The sequence below is a fragment of the Stenotrophomonas sp. 57 genome (assembly GCF_030291075.1).
In the GTDB taxonomy this organism is placed as follows: domain Bacteria; phylum Pseudomonadota; class Gammaproteobacteria; order Xanthomonadales; family Xanthomonadaceae; genus Stenotrophomonas.
Genome location: NZ_CP127407.1, coordinates 2,935,774 through 2,955,006, shown reverse-complemented (window position 1 = coordinate 2,955,006; position 19,233 = coordinate 2,935,774). Strand labels below are relative to the sequence as shown.

The following is a 19,233-nucleotide window of genomic DNA, read 5'->3' as shown; positions in this document are numbered from 1 at the left end:
CGGGCGATGGGCGTTACTTCCGCTCCAGCACCAGCAGCGGGTCGATACGGGTGTCGAACCAGTTCATGCCCCAGTGCAGGTGCGGGCCAGTGGCACGACCGGTGGCGCCGACCGCGGCGATCACCTGGCCCTGTTCCACACGGTCGCCCACCTTCACGTCGATGCGCGACAGGTGCAGGAAGTTGGAACTGACGCCGAAGCCGTGGTCGAGCAGCAGCGTGCCGCCGGTCAGGTACAGGTCCGGGCCGGCGAAGGTGACGACGCCGGCCGCTGGTGCCTTCACCGGGGTGCCGGTCGGCACCGCGATGTCCATGCCGGAATGGCCGGCACCGGGCTGGCCGTTGTACACGCGCGCATTGCCGAAGCGGCCGCTGATGCGACCCTGCACCGGCCAGATGAAGGTCTGGGTGAAGTCGGTGCGGTCGTCATCGCGCGCGCGCGCGGCGGTCACCTGCGCCTGTTCGCGCTTGATCCGCTCGGCGATCGCCGGCGGCGGATTGACCGTCTTCGGCGGCACGCCGTTGACCCGCTCGGTCGGCCAGTCACGCGGCGTCACCGCGATGGTCACGGTTTCGCTGCCACCGTCGGCGCGCTGCACCTGCACGCGCAACGGACCCTTCTCGTCGCGGCCGATGCCGAACACCACGCTGCCGTAGTTGCTCACCCGCAGCTGGCGGCCGGCGTACTGCACGCGGCTGCCAGCGGGCACCTTGCCGATCACCAGTGCGCCCTGCGACGCGCTGGCCGGAAACACCACGCGGCTGTCGATCAGGCTGCCGATGGCATCCTGCGCGCTTGCCGAAGGTGTGCAGAGCAGGGGCGCCGCCAGCAGCAGCGCTCCGGTCAGGAGAGCCGCGCGCATCAGCGGTCGTAGGTCATGCGCTGGCCGGCCGGCTCGCCGACCAGTTTGCTGCCGTCCCACACCAGCTGGCCGTTGACCCAGGTGGAGGCGATGCGCGAACGGAAGGTCGTGCCTTCAAACGGTGACCAGCCACACTTGGACAGCACGTCTTCGCGCTTGACCGTGAACGGCACGTCTTCGACCAGCACCAGGTCGGCGAAGTAGCCTTCGCGCAGGAAGCCGCGCTCTTCCACGTCGAACAGCTGTGCCGGTGCGTGCGCGAACTTCTGCACCACCTGCTCGCGGGTCAGCTTGCCTTCGTGCACGCGCTCCAGCGCGGCCACCAGTGCGTACTGCACCAGCGGCAGGCCCGACGGCGCCTGAGCGTAGGGCTTCTGCTTCTCTTCCCAGGTATGCGGCGCGTGGTCGGTGGCCAGCACGTCCAGCACGTCGTCGGCCAGCGCGGCGGTGATCGCCTCGCGGTCGGATACTTCCTTGATCGCCGGGTTGCACTTGATCAGGTTGCCCTTGGTCGCGTAATCCGGGCGCGCGAAGTGCAGGAAGTGAACGCAGGTCTCGGCGGTGATCTGCTTGCGGCTGCCGTCAGCGCGGATCAGGGGGCCCTTCTCGAACAGCGCCAGCTCATCGGCAGTGGAGATGTGCAGCACGTGCAGGCGGGTGCCGTGCTTGCGTGCCAGCGACATGGCCAGGCGAGTGGATTTGATGCAGGCTTCGCGCGAACGGATGTCCGGGTGCATGTCCGGCGTCAGGGCATCACCGTACTTTTCCTGGAAGGCCTTCAGGTTGGCATCGATCATCGGCGTGTCTTCGCAGTGCGTGATGATCGGGGTCGGGCATTCGCGGAAGATCGCGTCCAGCGTTTCCGGGTTGTCCACCAGCATGTTGCCGGTGGACGCACCCATGAACACCTTCACGCCCGGGGCCTTCTTCGGGTCCAGCGCACGGATCGCGTCCAGGTTGTCATTGCTGGCGCCGTGGTAGAAGCCGTAGTTGGCCCAGGCGCGGCCGCGCGCCAGTTCGTACTTGGCCTCAAGGATGGTCGAATCCAGCGTCGGCGGATTGGTGTTGGGCATGTCCATGAAGCTGGTCAGGCCACCGGCCACGGCCGCCGCCGATTCGCTGGCGATGTCGCCCTTGTGGGTCAGGCCCGGTTCGCGGAAATGTACCTGGTCGTCGATCATGCCGGGCAGCAGCCAGCGCCCGGCCGCGTCCACCACCTGCTCGCCGTCGCGCGGCGTCAGCCCGCTGCCGATCTGCGCGATGCGGCCGTTCTCGATGCGCAGGTCGCCGTCGAAGGTGCGGCCTTCGTTGACCATCCGGGCGTTGGTGATGAGGGTGGAGGACATGTCAGTGTTTTCCTGTGCAACGGCAAGAGGGGGCGTGGGTGGATTCGGGTACCGGGTCGAAGCCGCCGGGATGGAACGGATGGCAGCGGCCCAGCCGGCGCGCAGCCAGCCAGCTGCCACGCAGCGGACCGTGTCGGGAGATGGCATCCATCGCGTATTCAGAACAGCTCGGCACGAAACGGCAACGCGGCCCCAGCAGGGGGCTGATGAAGCGCTTGTAGAAGCGCAGCAGGGCAATGAGCAGGCGCGAGATCACCCAGTCATCTTATGCCAGTTGGCATGAAGGCCGCATTTGTGCAGGATGGGCCGTTGGTCGCATGTCGCCGATGGCCTGCGACCGGTACCAGCACTCTCGGGTGCTGGCCAGGTTCCGTGCCGCGCAAGGCGGTCCGTGTTCGTCGGACTGCCCCTTGGGCACCTTGACTCCAGGACTGAATGGAGCGGGATGCCGAGGTTGCTGCTGCGGGTCGGGTAGGCTATAAAGGCCCGCTTTCCCGGGCCCCGGGGAATCCAAGGAAGAGCGTTTCGTGGCTGCTAAAAAAACTGCAAAGAAGGCCGCAACGGCCGCCAAGAAAACCGCCAAGCCTGTTGTGAAGAAGTTGGCGGCAAAGCCCGTTGCCAGGAAACCGGCCAGCAAGCCGGCGACCAAGGCAGCGTCCTCGCAACCGGCGGCCAGGAAGGCCACCGCAAAGAAGGCGCCGGTCAAGGCAACCAAGCCGGTGGCGAAGAAGGCCGCTGCGCCCGCCAAGGCCAAGCCTGCCGCTGCCAGCAAGAAGGCGCCGGTGGTGAAGAAGGCCGCCAGCAAGGCCGCGCCGGTCAAGAAGGCTGCCGCCAAGCCGGTGGCGAAGAAGGCAGCGGCCAAGCCGGCGCCGAAGGCGGCGTTGACGAAGGCGGCGGCCAAGCCGGTCGCCAAGCCCGTAGCAAAGAAGGTCGCTACGGCTAAACCGGTCGCCACGCCTGCCGCTGTAAAGAAGGTTGCCAAGAATGTTGCCGCGCCGGCCGCGAAGTCGGCCCCGGCCCCAGTAGTGAAGTCCGCACCGAAGCCTGCTGCCAAGCCGGCTCCGGCCAAGCCTGTCCCGGCCAAGACCGTGGCAGTGGCGGCAGCCCAACCGGCCCCAAAGCCGGCCCCGGCCGCCGCTCCTGCCGCTTCGAAGGCCCCGCAATCCAAGAATCCCGTGCCCGTTTCGAAATCGCCTGCCAAAACCGCCGTGAAATCCGATTCCGCCCCGAAGACCGTGTCGCGCCCTGTCGGCAAGGTTGCCGTGGCCGTCGCCGCCCGCTCGGCGGCACCGGCCCCGCGCAGCAAGTACAAGGTGGTCGAGTACAAGACCGACGAGGCCACCGGCCGCCCGATCCTGCCGGCTGGCTACAAGCCGTCCTCGGAAGAGGAATACATGAGCTCGCTGCAGCAGGAGTACTTCCGCCAGCGCCTGCAGAACTGGCGTGCGGACCTGGTGGAGGAGTCCAAGCAGACCATCGAGAACCTGCGCGAGGAAGTGCGTGACATCGGCGATGAAGCCGAGCGTGCGACCCGCGAGACCGAGAACTCGCTGGAACTGCGTACCCGCGACCGCTACCGCAAGCTGATCGGCAAGATCGACAGCACCCTGAAGCGCCTGGAAGCGGGCGACTACGGCTACTGCGTCGACACCGGTGAAGAAATCGGCCTGGAGCGCCTCGAAGCGCGCCTGACCGCCGAGCGCACCATCGACGCCCAGGAGCGTTGGGAGCACTTGCAGAAGCAGCAGGGCGACTGATTCCTGCTCGTTGTATGGTCATGCGAAAAACCCGGCCTCGGCCGGGTTTTTTGTTGGGTTCGGGTTGGCTGCGAAGGGCAGCGCCTTCCGGGTATCGGACCCACCGCAGGCTCTCGACGCTTTCGTGCGCGCGCGGCCGCTGTAGAGCCGAGCCCATGCTCGGCTCGGTCCGAAGGCGGAGGGTAGGGAAAAGCAAGGGCAAGAACAGCCAAGCAGGGCTTGGCTCCGCCAGGAGCGGTCATGCGTGGGCTCGCGGCTGTGTTGGGTCCGCCTTGTAGCGAGCCGAGCACCGCAGGCGAATCAGGGGCGAAGAGGCGCCGCCGTTCGAGCGCAGCGAGTTCGGCACCATCCCCTGATTCACCGACGAGCACAGGGCACCGGCGCACAGCGCCGGCTCGCGGATGGCCGCGTGTTTCTTGAGTGACTTTCTTGATGGCGCACATCCATGTGCGCCACCCTGCGGGCCGGCTGCGCCGTTCCGCGCTGCTCCTGCAGCACGGTGCGCGCGCAAGGAAAGTGACACCCCGCCGCGGTCGCGGAAAGAGCCAGGCGGGCATGGCCCGGCGCTACCGGTACGTGGGCGCACGGAAATGCGCAGCCGAGCATGGGCTCGGCTCTACAGGTTCACTGCAGGTCGCGAAGATTCAGTTTCCGCAGCGTCGGGTTCTTCCACGCGGTGATCCCGGCCACGCTCAGCACCGCGAACCCACCCAGCACCACCGCCGGTACCAGTCCCAGCAGACGGGCCATGGTGCCGGCATAGAACGCGCCCAGCTCGTTGGACGAACTGATGAAGATGCCGTTGATCGACGATACCCGCCCGCGCATTTCCTCCGGCGTGGCCAGCTGCAGGATGGTCGAGCGGATCACCACCGACACGCCGTCGAACGCCCCGTAGAACAGCAGGATCAGCGCCGACAGCCAGAAGTGCTGCGACAGCCCGAAGCCGATCACGCACAGGCCGAACCCCGCCACCGCGAACAGCAGCACGCGGCCGGCATTGCGGTGCAGCGGGTGGCGCGCCAGCCACAGGCCCACGCACACCGAACCGAGCGCCGGCATCGCGCGCAGGATGCCCAGGCCTTCCGGGCCGTGGTGCAGGATTTCGTGCAGGAACGCCGGCAGCATCGCCACCACGCCGCCCAGCAGCACCGAGAACATGTCCAGTGCCATCGCCCCGACCATGATCCGGTTGCCGACCACGAAGCGCGCGCCTTCAGCGATGCTCTTGAAGATCGGGGCGGCCGGGCCGGTATGCACCGGTTCTTCCACCTTCAGCGTGGCCAGGCAGGCCATCGCCACCAGCGCGAAGCCCGTGGCCACCGCGTAGGACAGGCCCTTGCCGCCGAAGCCGACCAGCACGCCGCCCAGCGCCGGGCCGGCGACCATGCCGGCCTGGAACACCACGGCGCCGAGCCCGGCGCCACGTGCGAACTGGTCGCGCGCCAGCACGCGGGCGAACAGCGCGTTGTAGATGGGCGAGAGGAACGCACGGACCATGCCGGTCAGGGCGATGGCCGCATAGATCGGCCACACCCCTTCAAACGGCAGCCACCCGGTGGCAACGCCGGTCAGCACCAGCGCCGTGGCGATCAGCCCGGTACAGGCGACCATGCCCAGCCGGCGGCGCGGCAGGTGGTCGACCAGATAGCCGGCGAACGGCGCCACGCAGAAGAACGGCAGTACCTCGGCCAGGCCGACCAGGCCCAGCGAGAACGGATTGCGGGTGACTTCGTAGATGTGCCAGCCGACGGTGACCGCAACCACCTGGTAGGACAGCATCGCGAAGATGCGGTAGGCCAGCAGCTTGGCGAAACCGGGCCGGGACAGCAGGCCCAGCGCGGTGTCTTCGGCTGTGGCAGGCTCGCTCACGACGGATCGCGCTGCAGCTGGGCCTGCGCGGTCTCGCGGATGAAGGCCAGCATCGCCGCCACGCCGTTGCTGCGGGTGGGTGACAGATGGCGGGCCAGCCCGATGTCCTGGATGTAGCTGGGCTCGGTATCCAGGATTTCCTGTGCCGAGCGCCCGGAGTACACGCGCAGGGCCAGGAAGATCAGTCCGGAGACGATCGCCGAGTCGCTGATGGCGTGGAAGCGCAGCGACTGCGCGTTGCCTTCCGGCACGATCCAGACCATCGACTGGCAGCCCAGCAGGCGGTGCTCTTCGGTCTTCCATTCGTCCGGGAAGGCGGGCAGCTTGCGGCCGAGGTCGATCAGGTACTGGTAGCGCTCGGACCAGTCGCCGAAGAAGCCGAATTCCTCGGCGATGGCGGTCTGGGCCTCGGCGGCGGTGGGTTCAAGCGGGAACGGGGAGTCGGTCACAACAGTCTCTACGGTGGGGGCGTGGCCGGCGGACCGGCCACGGGGCAGGGCAGGTCAGCCGCGCTTGCGCGACCACCGAACGCCCTGCGGGGTGTCATCCAGCACGATGCCTTCGGCGGCCAGCTGGTCGCGGATGGCGTCGGCACGGGCGAAGTCGCGCGCCTTCTTGGCCGCTGCGCGTTCGTCGATCAGGCCCTGGATGCGCGCATCATCACCCTCATCGCCGGCGGCGGTACCGAACCACTGCGCCGGATCGGCCTGCAGCAGGCCCAGCGCCAGGCCTGCACCGAGCAGCTCGCCCTTCAGGCGCGCCTGTTCGGCCGGATCGGTGGCACGACGCGCCTCGGCGGCGATGCGGGCCACTTCGGCCAGCGCCTGCGGGGTGTTCAGGTCGTCATCCAGGGTCGCCTCGACGCTGGCCGGGATCACCGCGCTGGCTTCGATCGATGCCAGCTCGCGCAGCGTGCCGTACAGGCGGTCCAGGGTGCGCACCGACTGCTCGATCAGGCCGTCGGACCAGTCCAGCGGCTGCCGGTAATGGGCCGACAGCAGGGCCAGGCGCAGCGCCTCCGGCGGATGCTGGCGCACCAGGTCATGCACGCGCTCGATGTTGCCCAGCGACTTGCTCATCTTGGCGCCGCCGAAGTTGAGCATGCCGTTGTGCAGCCAGTAGCGGGCAAAGATCCTGCCGCCATGGGCGCATTCGCTCTGCGCGATCTCGTTCTCGTGGTGCGGGAACTGCAGGTCGACGCCGCCGGCATGGATGTCGATGGTCTCGCCCAGATGGGCGGCGGCCATCGCCGAGCATTCGATGTGCCAGCCCGGGCGCCCACGGCCCCACGGCGATTCCCAGCCGGGCAGGTCGTCGGTGGAGGGCTTCCACAGCACGAAATCGCCGGGATCGCGCTTGTAGGGGGCGACATCGACACGGGCGCCGGCCAGCATCTCTTCTGGGTCGCGGCGTGACAGCTTGCCGTAGCCGTCGAAACTGGCCACCGCGAACAGCACGTGGCCCTCGGCGGCATAGGCATGGCCGTTGGCGATCAGCTGCTCGATCATGGTGATGATCTGCGGCATGTGCGCGGTCACTTCCGGCTCGATGTCCGGCGGCACCACGCCCAGCGCGGCCATGTCTTCACGGTAGGCGGCGGCGAACTTGTCGGTGATGGTGCTGATCGGCACCCCCTGCTCGTGCGCGGCGGTGTTGATCTTGTCGTCCACGTCGGTGATGTTGCGGGCGTAGCGCAGTGCGCCGAAACGCCGCCGCAGCAGGTCGGCCAGCACCCCGAACACCACCGGGCCGCGGGCGTTGCCGATGTGCACGTAGTTGTAGACCGTGGGGCCGCACACATACAGGGTCGGACAGGCCGGATCGAGCGGGGTGAACGGTTCGAGCTGGCGAGTCAGGTTGTTGTGCAGGCGCAGGGTCATGGGGCTGTGGCTGGGGGACAAGCCTGTGATTTTAGAACGTGTCGGCCCCCTTTGGGGACGCCGATTGCCACCGGTGGACGCCGGCTCCACCCAAGGTGGGGTGGGCAGGAGCGGCGTGGACGGGTAATGTTCAGCCCCTTGCGCTCGTCACTGCCTACACTATTGCCGTGTCCTTGCTCCCGTCGCCACTGAAATCCACCGCGTTGCTGACCCTGGCCTGCCTGTCGGCGACGGCCGCCGTGGCCCAGGCGCAGGAGGCCGAGCCGCGCAACCGGGTGGTGATCGTCGAGAACGTGAAGTTCGACTATGCGCAGGTGCTGAACGTCGAGCCGGTGTTCCAGACCCTGCGCGCGACCCGCACCGAGGAGCATTGCGAGCCGATCTCGACCCGTACCCTGGCCCCGGTCAACGTGACCGGTGAAGAGCCGGCCGAGGACAAGGGCCGGATCAGCCGCTTCTGGGACTCGGTGCGCTCGATGTTCAAGCGCAGCGATGAAGAGGTCTCCGAGGAGACCGCCGCCGAGACGCCTGCCCCGGCACCGGCCAACAACGGTCCGATGCTGACCCGCGACTGCCGCATCGTGCCGGTGGGGCGTGAGTTCCGCCGGCCGATCGCCTATGACGTGGATTACGTCTACAAGGGCACCAAGTACCGCTCGCGGCTGCCGGAAGACCCCGGCAACCGGCTGAAGATCCGGGTCTCGATCACCCCCTGGGTGGGCCCCGAGCAGGGTGCCGCCGGCAATCCCTGATTCCGTGGCCCCGGCCCCTTGCGCCGGCCCCGGCCGCATGCAAAGATTGTCGGCCATGAAGCTCACCGACTTCCAGCACGACAGCAGCGCAGCCCGACAGGCGTCGGGCATGACCTCGCGTGCCCGTCGACCGGAACCCCACATTCTCGCTGGGTAACCGGAGCTTTTTGCTGTTCGTCCGAAAAAAACCCAGCCCGCCGGCTGGGTTTTTTCGTTTACGCGTTCTGAAAGCTGCAACTGCAATCTTTTCGTTCCACCTTTGCTTCCTGCTTTTCCCTTCCACCGCGCCGGACCCGGCGCTGCCACGCAAGGAAAGATGATGTCCCCCAAGCACTTCCTGAACACCCAGGACTGGAGCCGCAGCGAACTTGACGCGCTGCTGACCCAGGCCGCGCTGTTCAAGCGCAACAAGCTCGGCGACCAGCTCAAGGGCAAGTCGATCGCGCTGGTGTTCTTCAACCCGTCCATGCGCACCCGCACCAGCTTCGAACTGGGCGCGTTCCAGCTCGGCGCCCACGCCGTGGTGCTGCAGCCGGGCAAGGATGCGTGGCCGATCGAGTTCAACCTCGGCACGGTGATGGATGGCGATACCGAAGAGCACATCGCTGAAGTGGCCAAGGTGCTGGGCCGCTACTGCGACATCATCGCCGTGCGCGCGTTCCCCAAGTTCATCGACTGGGCCTACGACCGCCAGGACATCGTCCTCAACAGCTTCGCCAAGTACTCGCCGGTGCCGGTGATCAACATGGAGACCATCACCCACCCGTGCCAGGAACTGGCGCATGTGATGGCCCTGCAGGAGCACTTCGGCACCCAGGACCTGCGTGGCAAGAAGTACGTGCTGACCTGGACCTACCACCCCAAGCCGCTGAACACCGCCGTGGCCAACTCGGCGCTGACCATCGCCACCCGCATGGGCATGGACGTGACCCTGCTGTGCCCGACCGCCGACTACATCCTGGATGACCGTTACATGGGCTGGGCCGAGCAGAACGTGGCCGACAGCGGTGGTTCGCTGAAGATCAGCCATGACATCGACAGCGCCTACGCCGGCGCCGACGTGGTCTACGCCAAGAGCTGGGGCGCGCTGCCGTTCTTCGGCAACTGGGAGCCGGAAAAGCCGATCCGCGACCAGTTCAAGCACTTCATCGTCGACGAACGCAAGATGGCGCTGACCAACAACGGTGTGTTCAGCCATTGCCTGCCGCTGCGCCGCAATGTGAAGGCCACCGACGGCGTGATGGATTCGCCGCAGTGCATCGCCATCAACGAAGCCGAGAACCGCCTGCACGTGCAGAAGGCGATCATGGCCGCGGTTGCCGGGCGCTGATTTTTTTCCGATTCAATCATTTCCGCCGGGCACGGCCCGGCGCTACCAGGACATACCCTCCCCATGAGCAACAAAGACGTCGTTCTCGCCTTCTCCGGCGGCCTGGATACCAGCTTCTGCGTGCCGTACCTGCAGGAGCGTGGCTACAACGTGCACACCGTGTTCGCCGACACCGGCGGCGTGGATGATGAAGAGCGCGATTTCATCGAGAAGCGCGCCGCCGAACTGGGCGTCACCAGCCACGTCACCGTCAACGGTGGCCCGGCCATCTGGGAGGGCTTCGTCAAGCCGTTCGTGTGGGCCGGCGAAGGCTACCAGGGCCAGTACCCGCTGCTGGTGTCGGACCGTTACCTGATCGTCGATGCCGCGCTGAAGCGTGCCGCCGAACTGGGTACCAACATCATCGCCCACGGCTGCACCGGCATGGGCAACGACCAGGTCCGCTTCGACCTGGCCGTGAAGGCGCTGGGTGACTACCAGATCATCGCGCCGATCCGCGAGATCCAGAAGGAACACACCCAGACCCGCGCCTACGAGCAGAAGTACCTGGAAGAGCGCGGCTTCGGCGTGCGCGCCAAGCAGCAGGCCTACACCATCAACGAAAACCTGCTGGGCGTGACCATGTCCGGCGGCGAGATCGACCGCTGGGAAGCCCCGGGCGAGGGTGCGCGTGGCTGGTGCTCGCCGCGCAGCGAGTGGCCGGAACAGGCCCTGACCGTCACCCTGAAGTTCGTCGAAGGCGAGGCCGTTGAACTGAACGGCAAGGCGCTGCCGGGTGACCAGATCCTGGCGCAGCTCAACAAGCTGTTCGCCCCCTACGGCGTTGGCCGCGGCGTCTACACCGGCGACACCGTGATCGGCCTGAAGGGTCGCATCGTGTTCGAGGCCCCGGGCCTGGTCTCGCTGCTGGCCGCGCACCGCGCGCTGGAAGATGCGGTGCTGACCAAGCAGCAGAACCGCTTCAAGCCGGATGTGGCGCGCAAGTGGGTGGAGCTGGTGTACGAAGGCTTCTACCACGATCCGCTGAAGACCGACATCGAAGCGTTCCTGAAGTCCTCGCAGGCCAAGGTCAACGGCGAAGTGGTGCTGGAAACCCGTGGTGGCCGCGTCGACGCGGTGGCGGTGAAGTCGCCGCACCTGCTCAACACCAAGGGTGCCACCTACGCGCAGTCGGCCGACTGGGGCGTGGAAGAGGCCGAAGGGTTCATCAAGCTGTTCGGCATGAGCTCGACGCTCTTTGCTCAAGTCAACCGTGGTTGACTTGAGCACGAGCCCGCGCATTTCACCTTAACCCTGCGCCTTCGGCGCGCCCCCTTCAACAAGAAGGGGGCTCTCCACCAGACGTGCTCCGGTAGGCCGGGCCATGCCCGGCGGAATTCCACAGGATTGTTGATTCATGCTTGAACAGACGCTCGATCACCTGCAGGCGCTGGTGTCCTTCGACACCCGCAACCCGCCGCGTGCGATCACCACCGGTGGCATCTTCGATTACCTGCGCGCGAACCTGCCCGGCTTCAACGTCGAGGTGATCGATCACGGCGCCGGTGCAGTCAGCCTGTATGCCGTGCGCGGAACGCCGAAGTACCTGTTCAACGTGCACCTGGACACGGTGCCGGACTCGCCGCACTGGAGTGCCGACCCGCATGTGATGCGGCGCCTGGACGACCGTGTGGTCGGCCTCGGCGTGTGTGACATCAAGGGCGCGGCCGCTGCACTGGTGGCTGCGGCCAATGCCAGCGATGGTGATGCCGCGTTCCTGTTCTCCAGCGATGAGGAGGCCAACGATCCGCGCTGCATCGCCGCGTTCCTGGCCCGCGGCATTCCGTACGAAGCGGTGCTGGTGGCCGAGCCGACCATGAGCGAAGCGGTGCTGGCGCATCGTGGCATCAGCTCGGTACTGATGCAGTTCGCCGGCCGCGCCGGGCATGCCTCGGGCAAGCAGGATGCGGCTGCCAGCGCGTTGCACCAGGCGATGCGCTGGGGTAACCGCGCGCTGGACCATGTCGAAGCGCTGGCCTCGGCCCGTTTCGGTGGGCTGACCGGCCTGCGCTTCAACATCGGTCGCGTCGAAGGTGGCATCAAGGCCAACATGATCGCGCCGGCTGCCGAAGTGCGCTTTGGTTTCCGCCCGCTGCCGTCGATGGACATCGACGCGTTGCTGGCCACCTTCGCCGGTTTCGCCGAACCGGATGCCGCGCTGTTCACCGAGACCTTCCGCGGCCCCAGCCTGCCGGCCGGCGACATTGCCGAAGCCGAGCACCGCCGGCTGCTGGCGCGCGACGTGGCCGACGCGCTGGACCTGCCGATCGGCAACGCGGTGGACTTCTGGACCGAGGCCTCGCTGTTCTCCGCCGCCGGCTACACCACGCTGGTGTTCGGCCCGGGCGACATTGCCCAGGCCCACACCGCCGATGAGTTCGTGACGCTGGACCAGCTGCAGCGCTACACCGACGCCGTGCACCGCATCATCGCCGCCGGCGCCTGATTCTTTCCTATTCCGACGAAACCGAAATGTCTCCTGCCCTCCAGCCCCACCGCCAGACCCGCCAGACCATCGTGCGCCTGCTTTCCAGCATGGCCAGCGCGAAGGAGATCAGCCAGTACCTCAAGCGCTTCTCGCAGCTGGACGCCAAGCGCTTCGCCGTGGTCAAGGTTGGCGGCGCGGTGCTGCGCGACGACCTCGACGCGCTGACCTCCTCGCTGTCGTTCCTGCAGGAAGTCGGGCTGACCCCGATCGTGCTGCACGGTGCCGGCCCGCAGCTGGATGCCGAGCTGTCGGCAGCCGGCATCGAGAAGCAGACCGTCAACGGCCTGCGCGTGACCTCGCCGGAAGCGTTGGCGATCGTGCGCCGGGTGTTCCAGCAGTCCAACCTGCGCCTGGTCGAGGCGCTGCAGCAGAACGGTGCGCGCGCCACCTCGATCACCGGTGGCGTATTCGAGGCCGAGTACCTGGACGTAGATACCTACGGTCTGGTCGGCGAGGTGAAGAAGGTCAACCTGGCGCCCATCGAGACCAGCCTGCGTGCCGGCTCGATCCCGGTCATCACCAGCCTGGGTGAAACCGCCGGTGGCCAGATCCTCAACGTCAACGCCGACTTTGCCGCCAACGAGCTGGTGCAGGAACTGCAGCCGTACAAGATCATCTTCCTGACCGGGACCGGCGGCCTGCTGGACGAGGCGGGCAACGTGATCGATTCGATCAACCTGTCCACCGAGTATGACCACCTGATCGCGCAGCCTTGGATCCACGGCGGCATGAAGGTGAAGATCGAACAGATCAAGGACCTGCTCGATCGCCTGCCGCTGGAATCGTCGGTGTCGATCACCCGCCCGGCCGACCTGGCCAAGGAACTGTTCACCCACAAGGGCTCGGGCACGCTGGTGCGCAAGGGCGAGAAGGTGCTGCGCGCCACCGCCTGGAACGAACTGGACCTGCCGCGCCTGAAGGGCCTGATCGAATCCAGCTTCGGCCGCACCCTGGTGCCGGACTACTTCGAGAAGACCAAACTGCTGCGCGCCTATGTCAGCGAGAACTACCGCACCGCGGTGATCCTCACCGATGAGGCCGAAGGCGTGTACCTGGACAAGTTCGCCGTGCTCGACGACGCGCAGGGTGAAGGCCTCGGTCGCGCGGTCTGGAACGTGATGCTGGAGGAAACCCCGCAGCTGTTCTGGCGCTCGCGGCATGGCAACCCGATCAACCATTTCTACTACGCCGAATCCGATGGCTGCTACAAGCAGGATCAATGGAAGGTGTTCTGGTTCGGTGCCGATGGCATCGATCGCATCCGCACCTATGTCGACCACTGCGCCAAGCGCACACCAAGCCTGCAGGGCTGAGCGATGAGCAACCCCGACGCCTGGAATTCGGTACCCACCCTGCGCGGCCAGCACGTGATGCTGCAGCCGCTGCAGATGGAACACGTGCCCGGCCTGCGTGCTGCGCTGGACGGCAGCGGCCTGAACCAGCTCTGGTATACCCAGGTGCCGTCGCCGGAGCGGGCCGAGGCCTATGTGCAGGCCGCGCTGCAGGCGCAGGCCGAGGGCAAGGTGCTTCCGTTCGTGATCTGCGATGCCGCCGGTGAGATCATCGGCAGCACGCGCTTCTACGACATGGATGCGAGCGTGCCGAAACTCAGCCTCGGCTACACCTGGTACACGCCGCGCGTGCAGCGCACCGGGGCCAATACCGAAGCCAAGCTGTTGCTGCTGCAGCACGCCTTCGAAACGATGGGTTGCATCAGCGTGGTACTGGAAACCAGCTGGTTCAACGCCACTTCGCGCACCGCCATTGCCCGCCTCGGCGCGAAGCAGGATGGCGTGCTGCGCAACCATAAGCGGCACGCCGACGGCACGCCGCGCGACACCGTCATCTTCTCCATCATCGATGCGGAATGGCAGGGCGTGAAGCGCCACCTGCGATACCGCCTGGACAGCCACGCATGAACGATTCGACTTTCACCCTGGGCATTGTCGGTGCCCGCGGCCATACCGGCGCCGAGCTGATCAAGCTGGTGGCCGCCCATCCGCGACTGGAACTGGCCTTCGTGTCCTCGCGCGAACGCGCCGGGCAGCGCCTGTCCGATCACCATCCGGAATTCCAGGGGGAACTGCAGTACGAGAACCTCGACGCCGATGCAGTGGCTGCCAAGGGCGTGGATGCGGTGATCCTGGCCCTGCCCAATGGCCTGGCCGCGCCGTTCGTGGCCGCGCTTGAGGCAGCGAAGCCGGACACCGTCATCGTCGATCTCTCGGCAGATTACCGCTTCGACAACAGCTGGTACTACGGCCTGCCGGAGCTGACCCGTGGCCGCTACAACGGCCAGAAGCACATCAGCAACCCGGGCTGTTATGCCACCGCCATGCAGCTGGCGGTGCATCCGCTGCTGGACCTGCTGGCCGGTCCGCCGCAGTGCTTCGGTGTCTCCGGCTACTCCGGTGCCGGTACCACGCCGTCGGACAAGAACAACGTCGAACTGCTGGCCGACAACCTGATGCCCTATGCGCTGGCCAACCACGTGCACGAGCGCGAAGTCTCGGTGCAGCTGGGTGTGGCGGTCGAGTTCATGCCGCACGTCGCCCCGCATTTCCGTGGCATCACGCTGACCGCCAATCTGTGGCTGAACCGGGTGCAGACCCGCGAGCAGATCGTCGAGCGCTTCCAGCAGGCCTATGCCGGTGAACCGCTGATCGAGGTGGTGGATGAAGCGCCGTGGGTCAGCCGCATCGCCGGCCGCCATGGTGCGCAGGTCGGTGGCTTCACCCTGGCCCCGGGCGGCAAGCGCGTGGTCGTGGTGGCAACGCTGGACAACCTGCTGAAGGGCGCGGCCACCCAGGCCATGCAGAACCTCAACCTTGCGCTGGGCATCGACGAACTGACGTCGATCCCGCACTGAACCCGCCTTCCGGAGCCCCCATGGCAGACCTTCTTTGGCAGAAGCCCGGCGTCGCCGTCGACGCACAGATCCAGACCTTCCTCGCCGGCGACGACGTGATCCTCGATCGCGAGTTCTTCCTGCACGACATTGCCGCCAGCGCCGCGCATGCGCAGGGCCTGCAGCACATCGGCATCCTCAGTGCCGACGAGCTGGCTGGACTGCAGCGCGAACTGGAGGCGCTGGCGCAGGACTTCCGCGAAGGCCGTTTCGTGCTGGACACGCAGTACGAAGACGGTCACTCGGCCATCGAGGCACGCTTGACCGAACGCCTCGGTGATGCCGGCCGCAAGATCCACACCGGCCGCAGCCGCAACGACCAGATCCTTGTGGCCACGCGCCTGTGGCTGAAGGAGAAGCTGCAGCGCCTGGACCAGGTCAGTACCGACGTGGCCAAGGTCGCGCTGGACCGTGCACAGGCCGAGAAGGATCTGCCGATTCCCGGCTACACCCACATCCAGCGGGCCGTGGTGTCCTCGGCCGGCATGTGGTGGGCGGGCTGGGCCGAGGCCTTCATCGACAACGCCATCCGCGCCCGCGACACCCACGCGCTGGTCGACGCCAACCCGCTCGGCACCGCCGCCGGCTACGGCGTGAACCTGCCGTTGGACCGCGAGCACACCACGGCGGCGCTCGGTTTCGCGCGCATGCAGATCTCGCCGATCTACGCGCAGCTTTCGCGCGGCAAGTTCGAGCTGGCTGCGCTGGAAGCGCTCGGTGGCGCCACGCTGGACCTGCGCCGCATCGCCTGGGACCTGTCGCTGTTCACCAGCGCCGAGTTCGGCTTCGTCGCGCTGCCGGCGCAGTACACCACCGGCAGCTCGATCATGCCCAACAAGCGCAACCCGGACGTGATCGAGCTGATGCGCGCAACCCACGCCAGCGTCGCCGCCGCACGCACCGAGATCGAGCAGCTGCTGTCGCTGCCGTCGGGCTACCACCGGGACCTGCAGTCGTCCAAGGGCGCCATCTTCCACGGCTTCGGCCGCGGGCTGGCCGCGCTGGAACTGCTGCCGGCCTTGCTGGCCAACCTGGAATGGCGCGACGAGAAGCTGCGCGCAGCGATTGATTCGGGCATGTACGCCACCGATGTAGCCGTGGAGGCCGCGGTAGCCGGCGTGCCGTTCCGAGAGGCCTACAAGGCTGCTGCGGCCGGTGCCGACAGTGCAGGGCAGGGGCGCACGCCGGAAGGCAGCCTGGCCGCTCGCGTGTCGCCGGGCTCGGCGTCCGACCTGCGCCTGGATGAACTGCGTGCGCGCTGGCAGGCGCTGGCCTGATGGCGGCCACCGTCTATCTGGTGCTGGCGATGCGCCGGCCCGATTTCAACGCCGCCGCGGTGCAGCCGCACCGTGACTTCCTCGAGGCGTTGCAGGCACAGGGCAAGCTGCAGCTGACCGGCGGTTTCGCCGATGGCAGCGGTGGCGCCTACGTGCTGTGCAATGTCGAGAGCCTGGCGCAGGCGCAGGCCATCGTCGCCACCGATCCGCTGGTGACGATGCAGGCCTCCGACCTGACCGTGCACGAATGGAACACCCGCTGAGGCCCTGACCGATGACCCTGCATACCAGCCACGTCGCTTCGCCGTTCCCGGAACAGGCGCTGCCGCCGTGGCGGCGTGCGGTGCTGAAAGTCGGCAGCAGCCTGCTGGCGGCCGATGGCGGCGGCCTGTCACCACGCCATGCGCTGGGCCTGGCCCAGTTCGTCTCGGCCAATGTGCTGGCCGGGCGCGAGGTGGTGATCGTGTCATCCGGCGCGGTCGCTGCCGGGCGCGCGATCCTGCCGCGGGCCGATGAGCCGGGCGCGGCGATGGCGGCGCGGCAGGCGCTCGCGGCGCTGGGCCAGGCCCAGCTGATCGGGCTCTGGCAGCGCTTCTTCGAACGTCCGGTGGCGCAGGTGCTGCTCACCCACGACGACCTGCGCAACCGTCGCCGTTACCTCAACGCCCGCGCTACCCTCAATGAACTGCTGCGGCTGGGCGCGTTGCCGGTGGTCAACGAGAACGACACCGTGTCGGTGGACGAACTCAAGCTCGGTGACAACGACAACCTGGCTGCAACGGTAGCGGCACTGGTGGATGCCGATGCGCTGTTCATCGCCACCGACATTGATGGTCTGTACAGTGCCGACCCACGCACCGTGGCCGACGCAAGGCCGCTGCACGACGTTGCGGAATTGAATGATGAAGTGCTGGCGATGGCGGGCGGCGCGGGATCACGCGCCGGTACCGGTGGCATGCGCACCAAGCTGGAAGCGGCGGCCAAGGCGGGCCGCCTCGGAATCGAGACCTACCTGTTCAACGGACGCAGTGGGGAGGTGGTGCGCGCGCTGGCACAGGATCGCCTGTTCGGCACCCGCATCCACGCTGCGCGCAGCCGCGAGGCCGCACGTAAGCACTGGCTGCGGCACGCGCCGCTGGCGGAAGGGGCGATCATGATCGATTCTGGTGCGGCACAGGCGATGCGTGAAAAGGGCGCCTCGCTGCTGCCCGGTGGCATCACCGGCGCCGAGGGTGACTTCCGCCGCGGCGACATGGTCCAGGTGTGCTGGACCGCATCGCACGGCCGCGTCTGCGTGGCGCGTGGTGTCAGCCAGTACGCGGCCGACGACGTGCGCCGCATCGCTGGCCGCCATTCGCGCGACATCCAGGCCGTGCTCGGCTACAACTATGGCGGCAGCGTCGTCCATCGTGACGACCTGGTTCTGCCATGACCGCAATGAAGGACATCCCGATGAGTGACATCGAAGCGCAGGCCCGCGCCTGCCGTGACGCGGCCCAGGTGGTTGCGGGGCTCGACAGCGACGCCCGGCGCGCGCTGCTGCTGGGCATGGCCCAGGCGCTGGAAGTGAACGCAGGGTTGATCCTGGCCGGCAACGCGCGCGATCTGGCGGCCGCGCGCGACAAGGGCGTGGGTACTGCCATGCTCGATCGCCTGGCACTGGACCCGCCGCGCCTGTTCGCGATGGCCGAAGCGGTGCGCGAAGTGGCGGGGCTGCCCGATCCCGTTGGCCAGGTCACTCGCGATGACGTGCGCCCGAACGGGATCCGCGTGCAGAAGGTGCGCGTGCCGCTGGGCGTGATCGCGATGATCTACGAGGCGCGCCCGAACGTGACCGCTGAAGCCGCCGCGCTGTGCCTGAAGGCTGGTAATGGCGTGATTCTGCGTGGCGGTTCCGAAGCGATCCATTCCAACACCGCCATCGCCCAGGCGCTGGCGGACGCACTCAAGGCCAACGGCGTGCCACCGGCCGCCGTGACGGTGCTGACCGACCTGCGCCGCGAGGCGATGCTGGATCTGCTGCAGCTGCACGAGCTGATCGACCTGGCGATTCCGCGCGGCGGCGAAGGCCTGATCCGTTTCGTCGCCGAACACGCACGGGTGCCGGTGATCAAGCACTACAAGGGCGTCTGCCATCTGTTCGTGGATGCCAGTGCCGACCTCGGCAAGGCCATCGACCTGCTGGTGGACGGCAAGTGCAGCCGTCCGGCGGCCTGCAATTCACTGGAGACCCTGCTGGTACACCGTGATGTGGCGGACACGTTCCTGCCGCGCGTGGCGCAGGCGCTGGGCGAGCGCGGCGTGCAGCTGCGTGCCGACGCGGCTGCGCAGCCGCTGCTGCCGGGTAGCAACGCAGCCACCGATGCGGATTACGCCGCCGAGTTCCTGGATCTGGTGCTGGCCGTGCGGGTGGTCGACGATCTGGACGCCGCCATCGCCCATATCCGTACCTATACCTCGGACCACACCGAAGTGATCGCGACCGAAGACGCCGGCCACGCCGAGCGCTTCGTCAACGCGCTGCGCTCGGCGGTGGTGATGGTGAATGCCTCATCGCGCTTTTCCGATGGCGGCCAGCTGGGCCTGGGTAGCGAGATCGGCATTTCCACCACGCGCCTGCACGCCTATGGCCCGATGGGGTTGGAAGCGCTCACCGTCGAGCGTTTCGTGGTGCGTGGCGAAGGCCAGACGCGTGCATAAGTAGATCCACGCCATGCGTGGA

The 19,233-nt window shown here is 67.3% G+C and carries 18 protein-coding genes; 12 read left to right on the top strand and 6 right to left on the bottom strand.

Annotated elements, in window-relative coordinates:
* Positions 1-13: 13 nt before the first annotated feature.
* From QP512_RS13695 to yidD, 3 genes are read right to left on the bottom strand one after another with little or no spacing between them, the layout of a single operon-like run.
* A complete protein-coding gene (locus tag QP512_RS13695; protein ID WP_286069143.1) occupies positions 14-862 on the bottom strand; it encodes a M23 family metallopeptidase in 849 nt (282 codons plus the stop codon).
* Positions 862-2,208: a dihydroorotase gene (locus QP512_RS13690; protein WP_286069142.1), complete on the bottom strand. Its 1,347-nt coding sequence runs from the start codon at positions 2,206-2,208 to the stop codon at positions 862-864. Before QP512_RS13690 ends, QP512_RS13695 begins: the two co-directional genes overlap by 1 nt.
* Before the next feature lies 1 nt (position 2,209).
* A complete protein-coding gene (yidD, locus tag QP512_RS13685; RefSeq protein ID WP_005417723.1) occupies positions 2,210-2,464 on the bottom strand; it encodes a membrane protein insertion efficiency factor YidD in 255 nt (84 codons plus the stop codon).
* A gap of 271 nt (positions 2,465-2,735) precedes the next feature.
* Between yidD and dksA the strand changes: the two genes are divergently transcribed.
* On the top strand, positions 2,736-3,965 hold the full coding sequence (gene dksA / locus QP512_RS13680; RefSeq protein WP_286069141.1) for an RNA polymerase-binding protein DksA: 1,230 nt from the start codon (positions 2,736-2,738) through the stop codon (positions 3,963-3,965).
* Positions 3,966-4,589: 624 nt separating this feature from the next.
* Here the strand turns inward: dksA and QP512_RS13675 are convergent.
* Genes QP512_RS13675 through cysS form a run of 3 tightly spaced genes read right to left on the bottom strand, consistent with a single transcriptional unit; the run spans position 4,590 to position 7,717 of the window.
* Complete coding sequence (locus tag QP512_RS13675) at positions 4,590-5,837, bottom strand: MFS transporter (RefSeq protein WP_286069140.1); 1,248 nt, start codon at positions 5,835-5,837, stop codon at positions 4,590-4,592.
* Entirely contained in the window at positions 5,834-6,286 is a 453-nt protein-coding gene (locus QP512_RS13670) for a SufE family protein (protein ID WP_005410372.1), read from the bottom strand. Before QP512_RS13670 ends, QP512_RS13675 begins: the two co-directional genes overlap by 4 nt.
* A 54-nt stretch (positions 6,287-6,340) precedes the next feature.
* Positions 6,341-7,717: a cysteine--tRNA ligase gene (gene cysS / locus QP512_RS13665; RefSeq protein ID WP_286069139.1), complete on the bottom strand. Its 1,377-nt coding sequence runs from the start codon at positions 7,715-7,717 to the stop codon at positions 6,341-6,343.
* 188 nt (positions 7,718-7,905) lie between these two features.
* Between cysS and QP512_RS13660 the strand changes: the two genes are divergently transcribed.
* The 11 genes from QP512_RS13660 (at position 7,906) to QP512_RS13610 (ending at position 19,211) form a co-directional block, all read left to right on the top strand.
* Entirely contained in the window at positions 7,906-8,469 is a 564-nt protein-coding gene (locus QP512_RS13660) for a hypothetical protein (RefSeq protein WP_286072051.1), read from the top strand.
* A gap of 319 nt (positions 8,470-8,788) precedes the next feature.
* Entirely contained in the window at positions 8,789-9,799 is a 1,011-nt protein-coding gene (locus QP512_RS13655) for an N-acetylornithine carbamoyltransferase (RefSeq protein WP_286069138.1), read from the top strand.
* A 63-nt stretch (positions 9,800-9,862) separates the two neighbouring features.
* The gene (locus QP512_RS13650) at positions 9,863-11,059 is read left to right on the top strand and encodes an argininosuccinate synthase (RefSeq protein ID WP_164275604.1); all 1,197 of its coding nucleotides are present in this window, start codon (positions 9,863-9,865) and stop codon (positions 11,057-11,059) included.
* Positions 11,060-11,195: 136 nt separating this feature from the next.
* Positions 11,196-12,284 carry an acetylornithine deacetylase gene (locus tag QP512_RS13645; RefSeq protein WP_286069137.1) on the top strand — a complete coding sequence of 363 codons (1,089 nt, stop codon included), beginning with the start codon at positions 11,196-11,198 and terminating at the stop codon, positions 12,282-12,284.
* 26 nt (positions 12,285-12,310) lie between these two features.
* Positions 12,311-13,639 carry an acetylglutamate kinase gene (locus tag QP512_RS13640; RefSeq protein ID WP_286069136.1) on the top strand — a complete coding sequence of 443 codons (1,329 nt, stop codon included), beginning with the start codon at positions 12,311-12,313 and terminating at the stop codon, positions 13,637-13,639.
* 3 nt (positions 13,640-13,642) lie between these two features.
* Positions 13,643-14,245, top strand: a complete 603-nt coding sequence (locus QP512_RS13635; protein ID WP_286069135.1) for a GNAT family protein — start codon at positions 13,643-13,645, stop codon at positions 14,243-14,245.
* Positions 14,242-15,195: an N-acetyl-gamma-glutamyl-phosphate reductase gene (gene argC / locus QP512_RS13630; protein ID WP_286069134.1), complete on the top strand. Its 954-nt coding sequence runs from the start codon at positions 14,242-14,244 to the stop codon at positions 15,193-15,195. Before QP512_RS13635 ends, argC begins: the two co-directional genes overlap by 4 nt.
* 20 nt (positions 15,196-15,215) lie before the next feature.
* A complete protein-coding gene (gene argH, locus QP512_RS13625) occupies positions 15,216-16,511 on the top strand; it encodes an argininosuccinate lyase (RefSeq protein WP_286069133.1) in 1,296 nt (431 codons plus the stop codon).
* The gene (locus tag QP512_RS13620) at positions 16,511-16,774 is read left to right on the top strand and encodes a YciI family protein (protein ID WP_049429612.1); all 264 of its coding nucleotides are present in this window, start codon (positions 16,511-16,513) and stop codon (positions 16,772-16,774) included. Before argH ends, QP512_RS13620 begins: the two co-directional genes overlap by 1 nt.
* A gap of 11 nt (positions 16,775-16,785) precedes the next feature.
* Positions 16,786-17,943, top strand: a complete 1,158-nt coding sequence (proB, locus tag QP512_RS13615) for a glutamate 5-kinase (RefSeq protein WP_286069132.1) — start codon at positions 16,786-16,788, stop codon at positions 17,941-17,943.
* A complete protein-coding gene (locus QP512_RS13610) occupies positions 17,940-19,211 on the top strand; it encodes a glutamate-5-semialdehyde dehydrogenase (RefSeq protein WP_286069131.1) in 1,272 nt (423 codons plus the stop codon). The genes proB and QP512_RS13610 overlap by 4 nt, the downstream gene beginning before the upstream one ends.
* Positions 19,212-19,233 lie beyond the last annotated feature (22 nt).

Excerpts from the sequence above, each read along its gene's own strand:
- QP512_RS13695 (WP_286069143.1), bottom strand. The coding sequence starts at position 862 with ATGCGCGCGGCTCTCCTGACCGGAGCGCTGCTGCTGGCGGCGCCCCTG.
- QP512_RS13690 (WP_286069142.1), bottom strand. The coding sequence starts at position 2,208 with ATGTCCTCCACCCTCATCACCAACGCCCGGATGGTCAACGAAGGCCGC.
- cysS (WP_286069139.1), bottom strand. The coding sequence starts at position 7,717 with ATGACCCTGCGCCTGCACAACAACCTGACTCGCCAGCTCGAACCGTTC.
- QP512_RS13655 (WP_286069138.1), top strand. The coding sequence starts at position 8,789 with ATGTCCCCCAAGCACTTCCTGAACACCCAGGACTGGAGCCGCAGCGAA.
- QP512_RS13650 (WP_164275604.1), top strand. The coding sequence starts at position 9,863 with ATGAGCAACAAAGACGTCGTTCTCGCCTTCTCCGGCGGCCTGGATACC.
- QP512_RS13645 (WP_286069137.1), top strand. The coding sequence starts at position 11,196 with ATGCTTGAACAGACGCTCGATCACCTGCAGGCGCTGGTGTCCTTCGAC.
- QP512_RS13640 (WP_286069136.1), top strand. The coding sequence starts at position 12,311 with ATGTCTCCTGCCCTCCAGCCCCACCGCCAGACCCGCCAGACCATCGTG.
- QP512_RS13635 (WP_286069135.1), top strand. The coding sequence starts at position 13,643 with ATGAGCAACCCCGACGCCTGGAATTCGGTACCCACCCTGCGCGGCCAG.
- argC (WP_286069134.1), top strand. The coding sequence starts at position 14,242 with ATGAACGATTCGACTTTCACCCTGGGCATTGTCGGTGCCCGCGGCCAT.
- argH (WP_286069133.1), top strand. The coding sequence starts at position 15,216 with ATGGCAGACCTTCTTTGGCAGAAGCCCGGCGTCGCCGTCGACGCACAG.
- QP512_RS13620 (WP_049429612.1), top strand. The coding sequence starts at position 16,511 with ATGGCGGCCACCGTCTATCTGGTGCTGGCGATGCGCCGGCCCGATTTC.
- proB (WP_286069132.1), top strand. The coding sequence starts at position 16,786 with ATGACCCTGCATACCAGCCACGTCGCTTCGCCGTTCCCGGAACAGGCG.
- QP512_RS13610 (WP_286069131.1), top strand. The coding sequence starts at position 17,940 with ATGACCGCAATGAAGGACATCCCGATGAGTGACATCGAAGCGCAGGCC.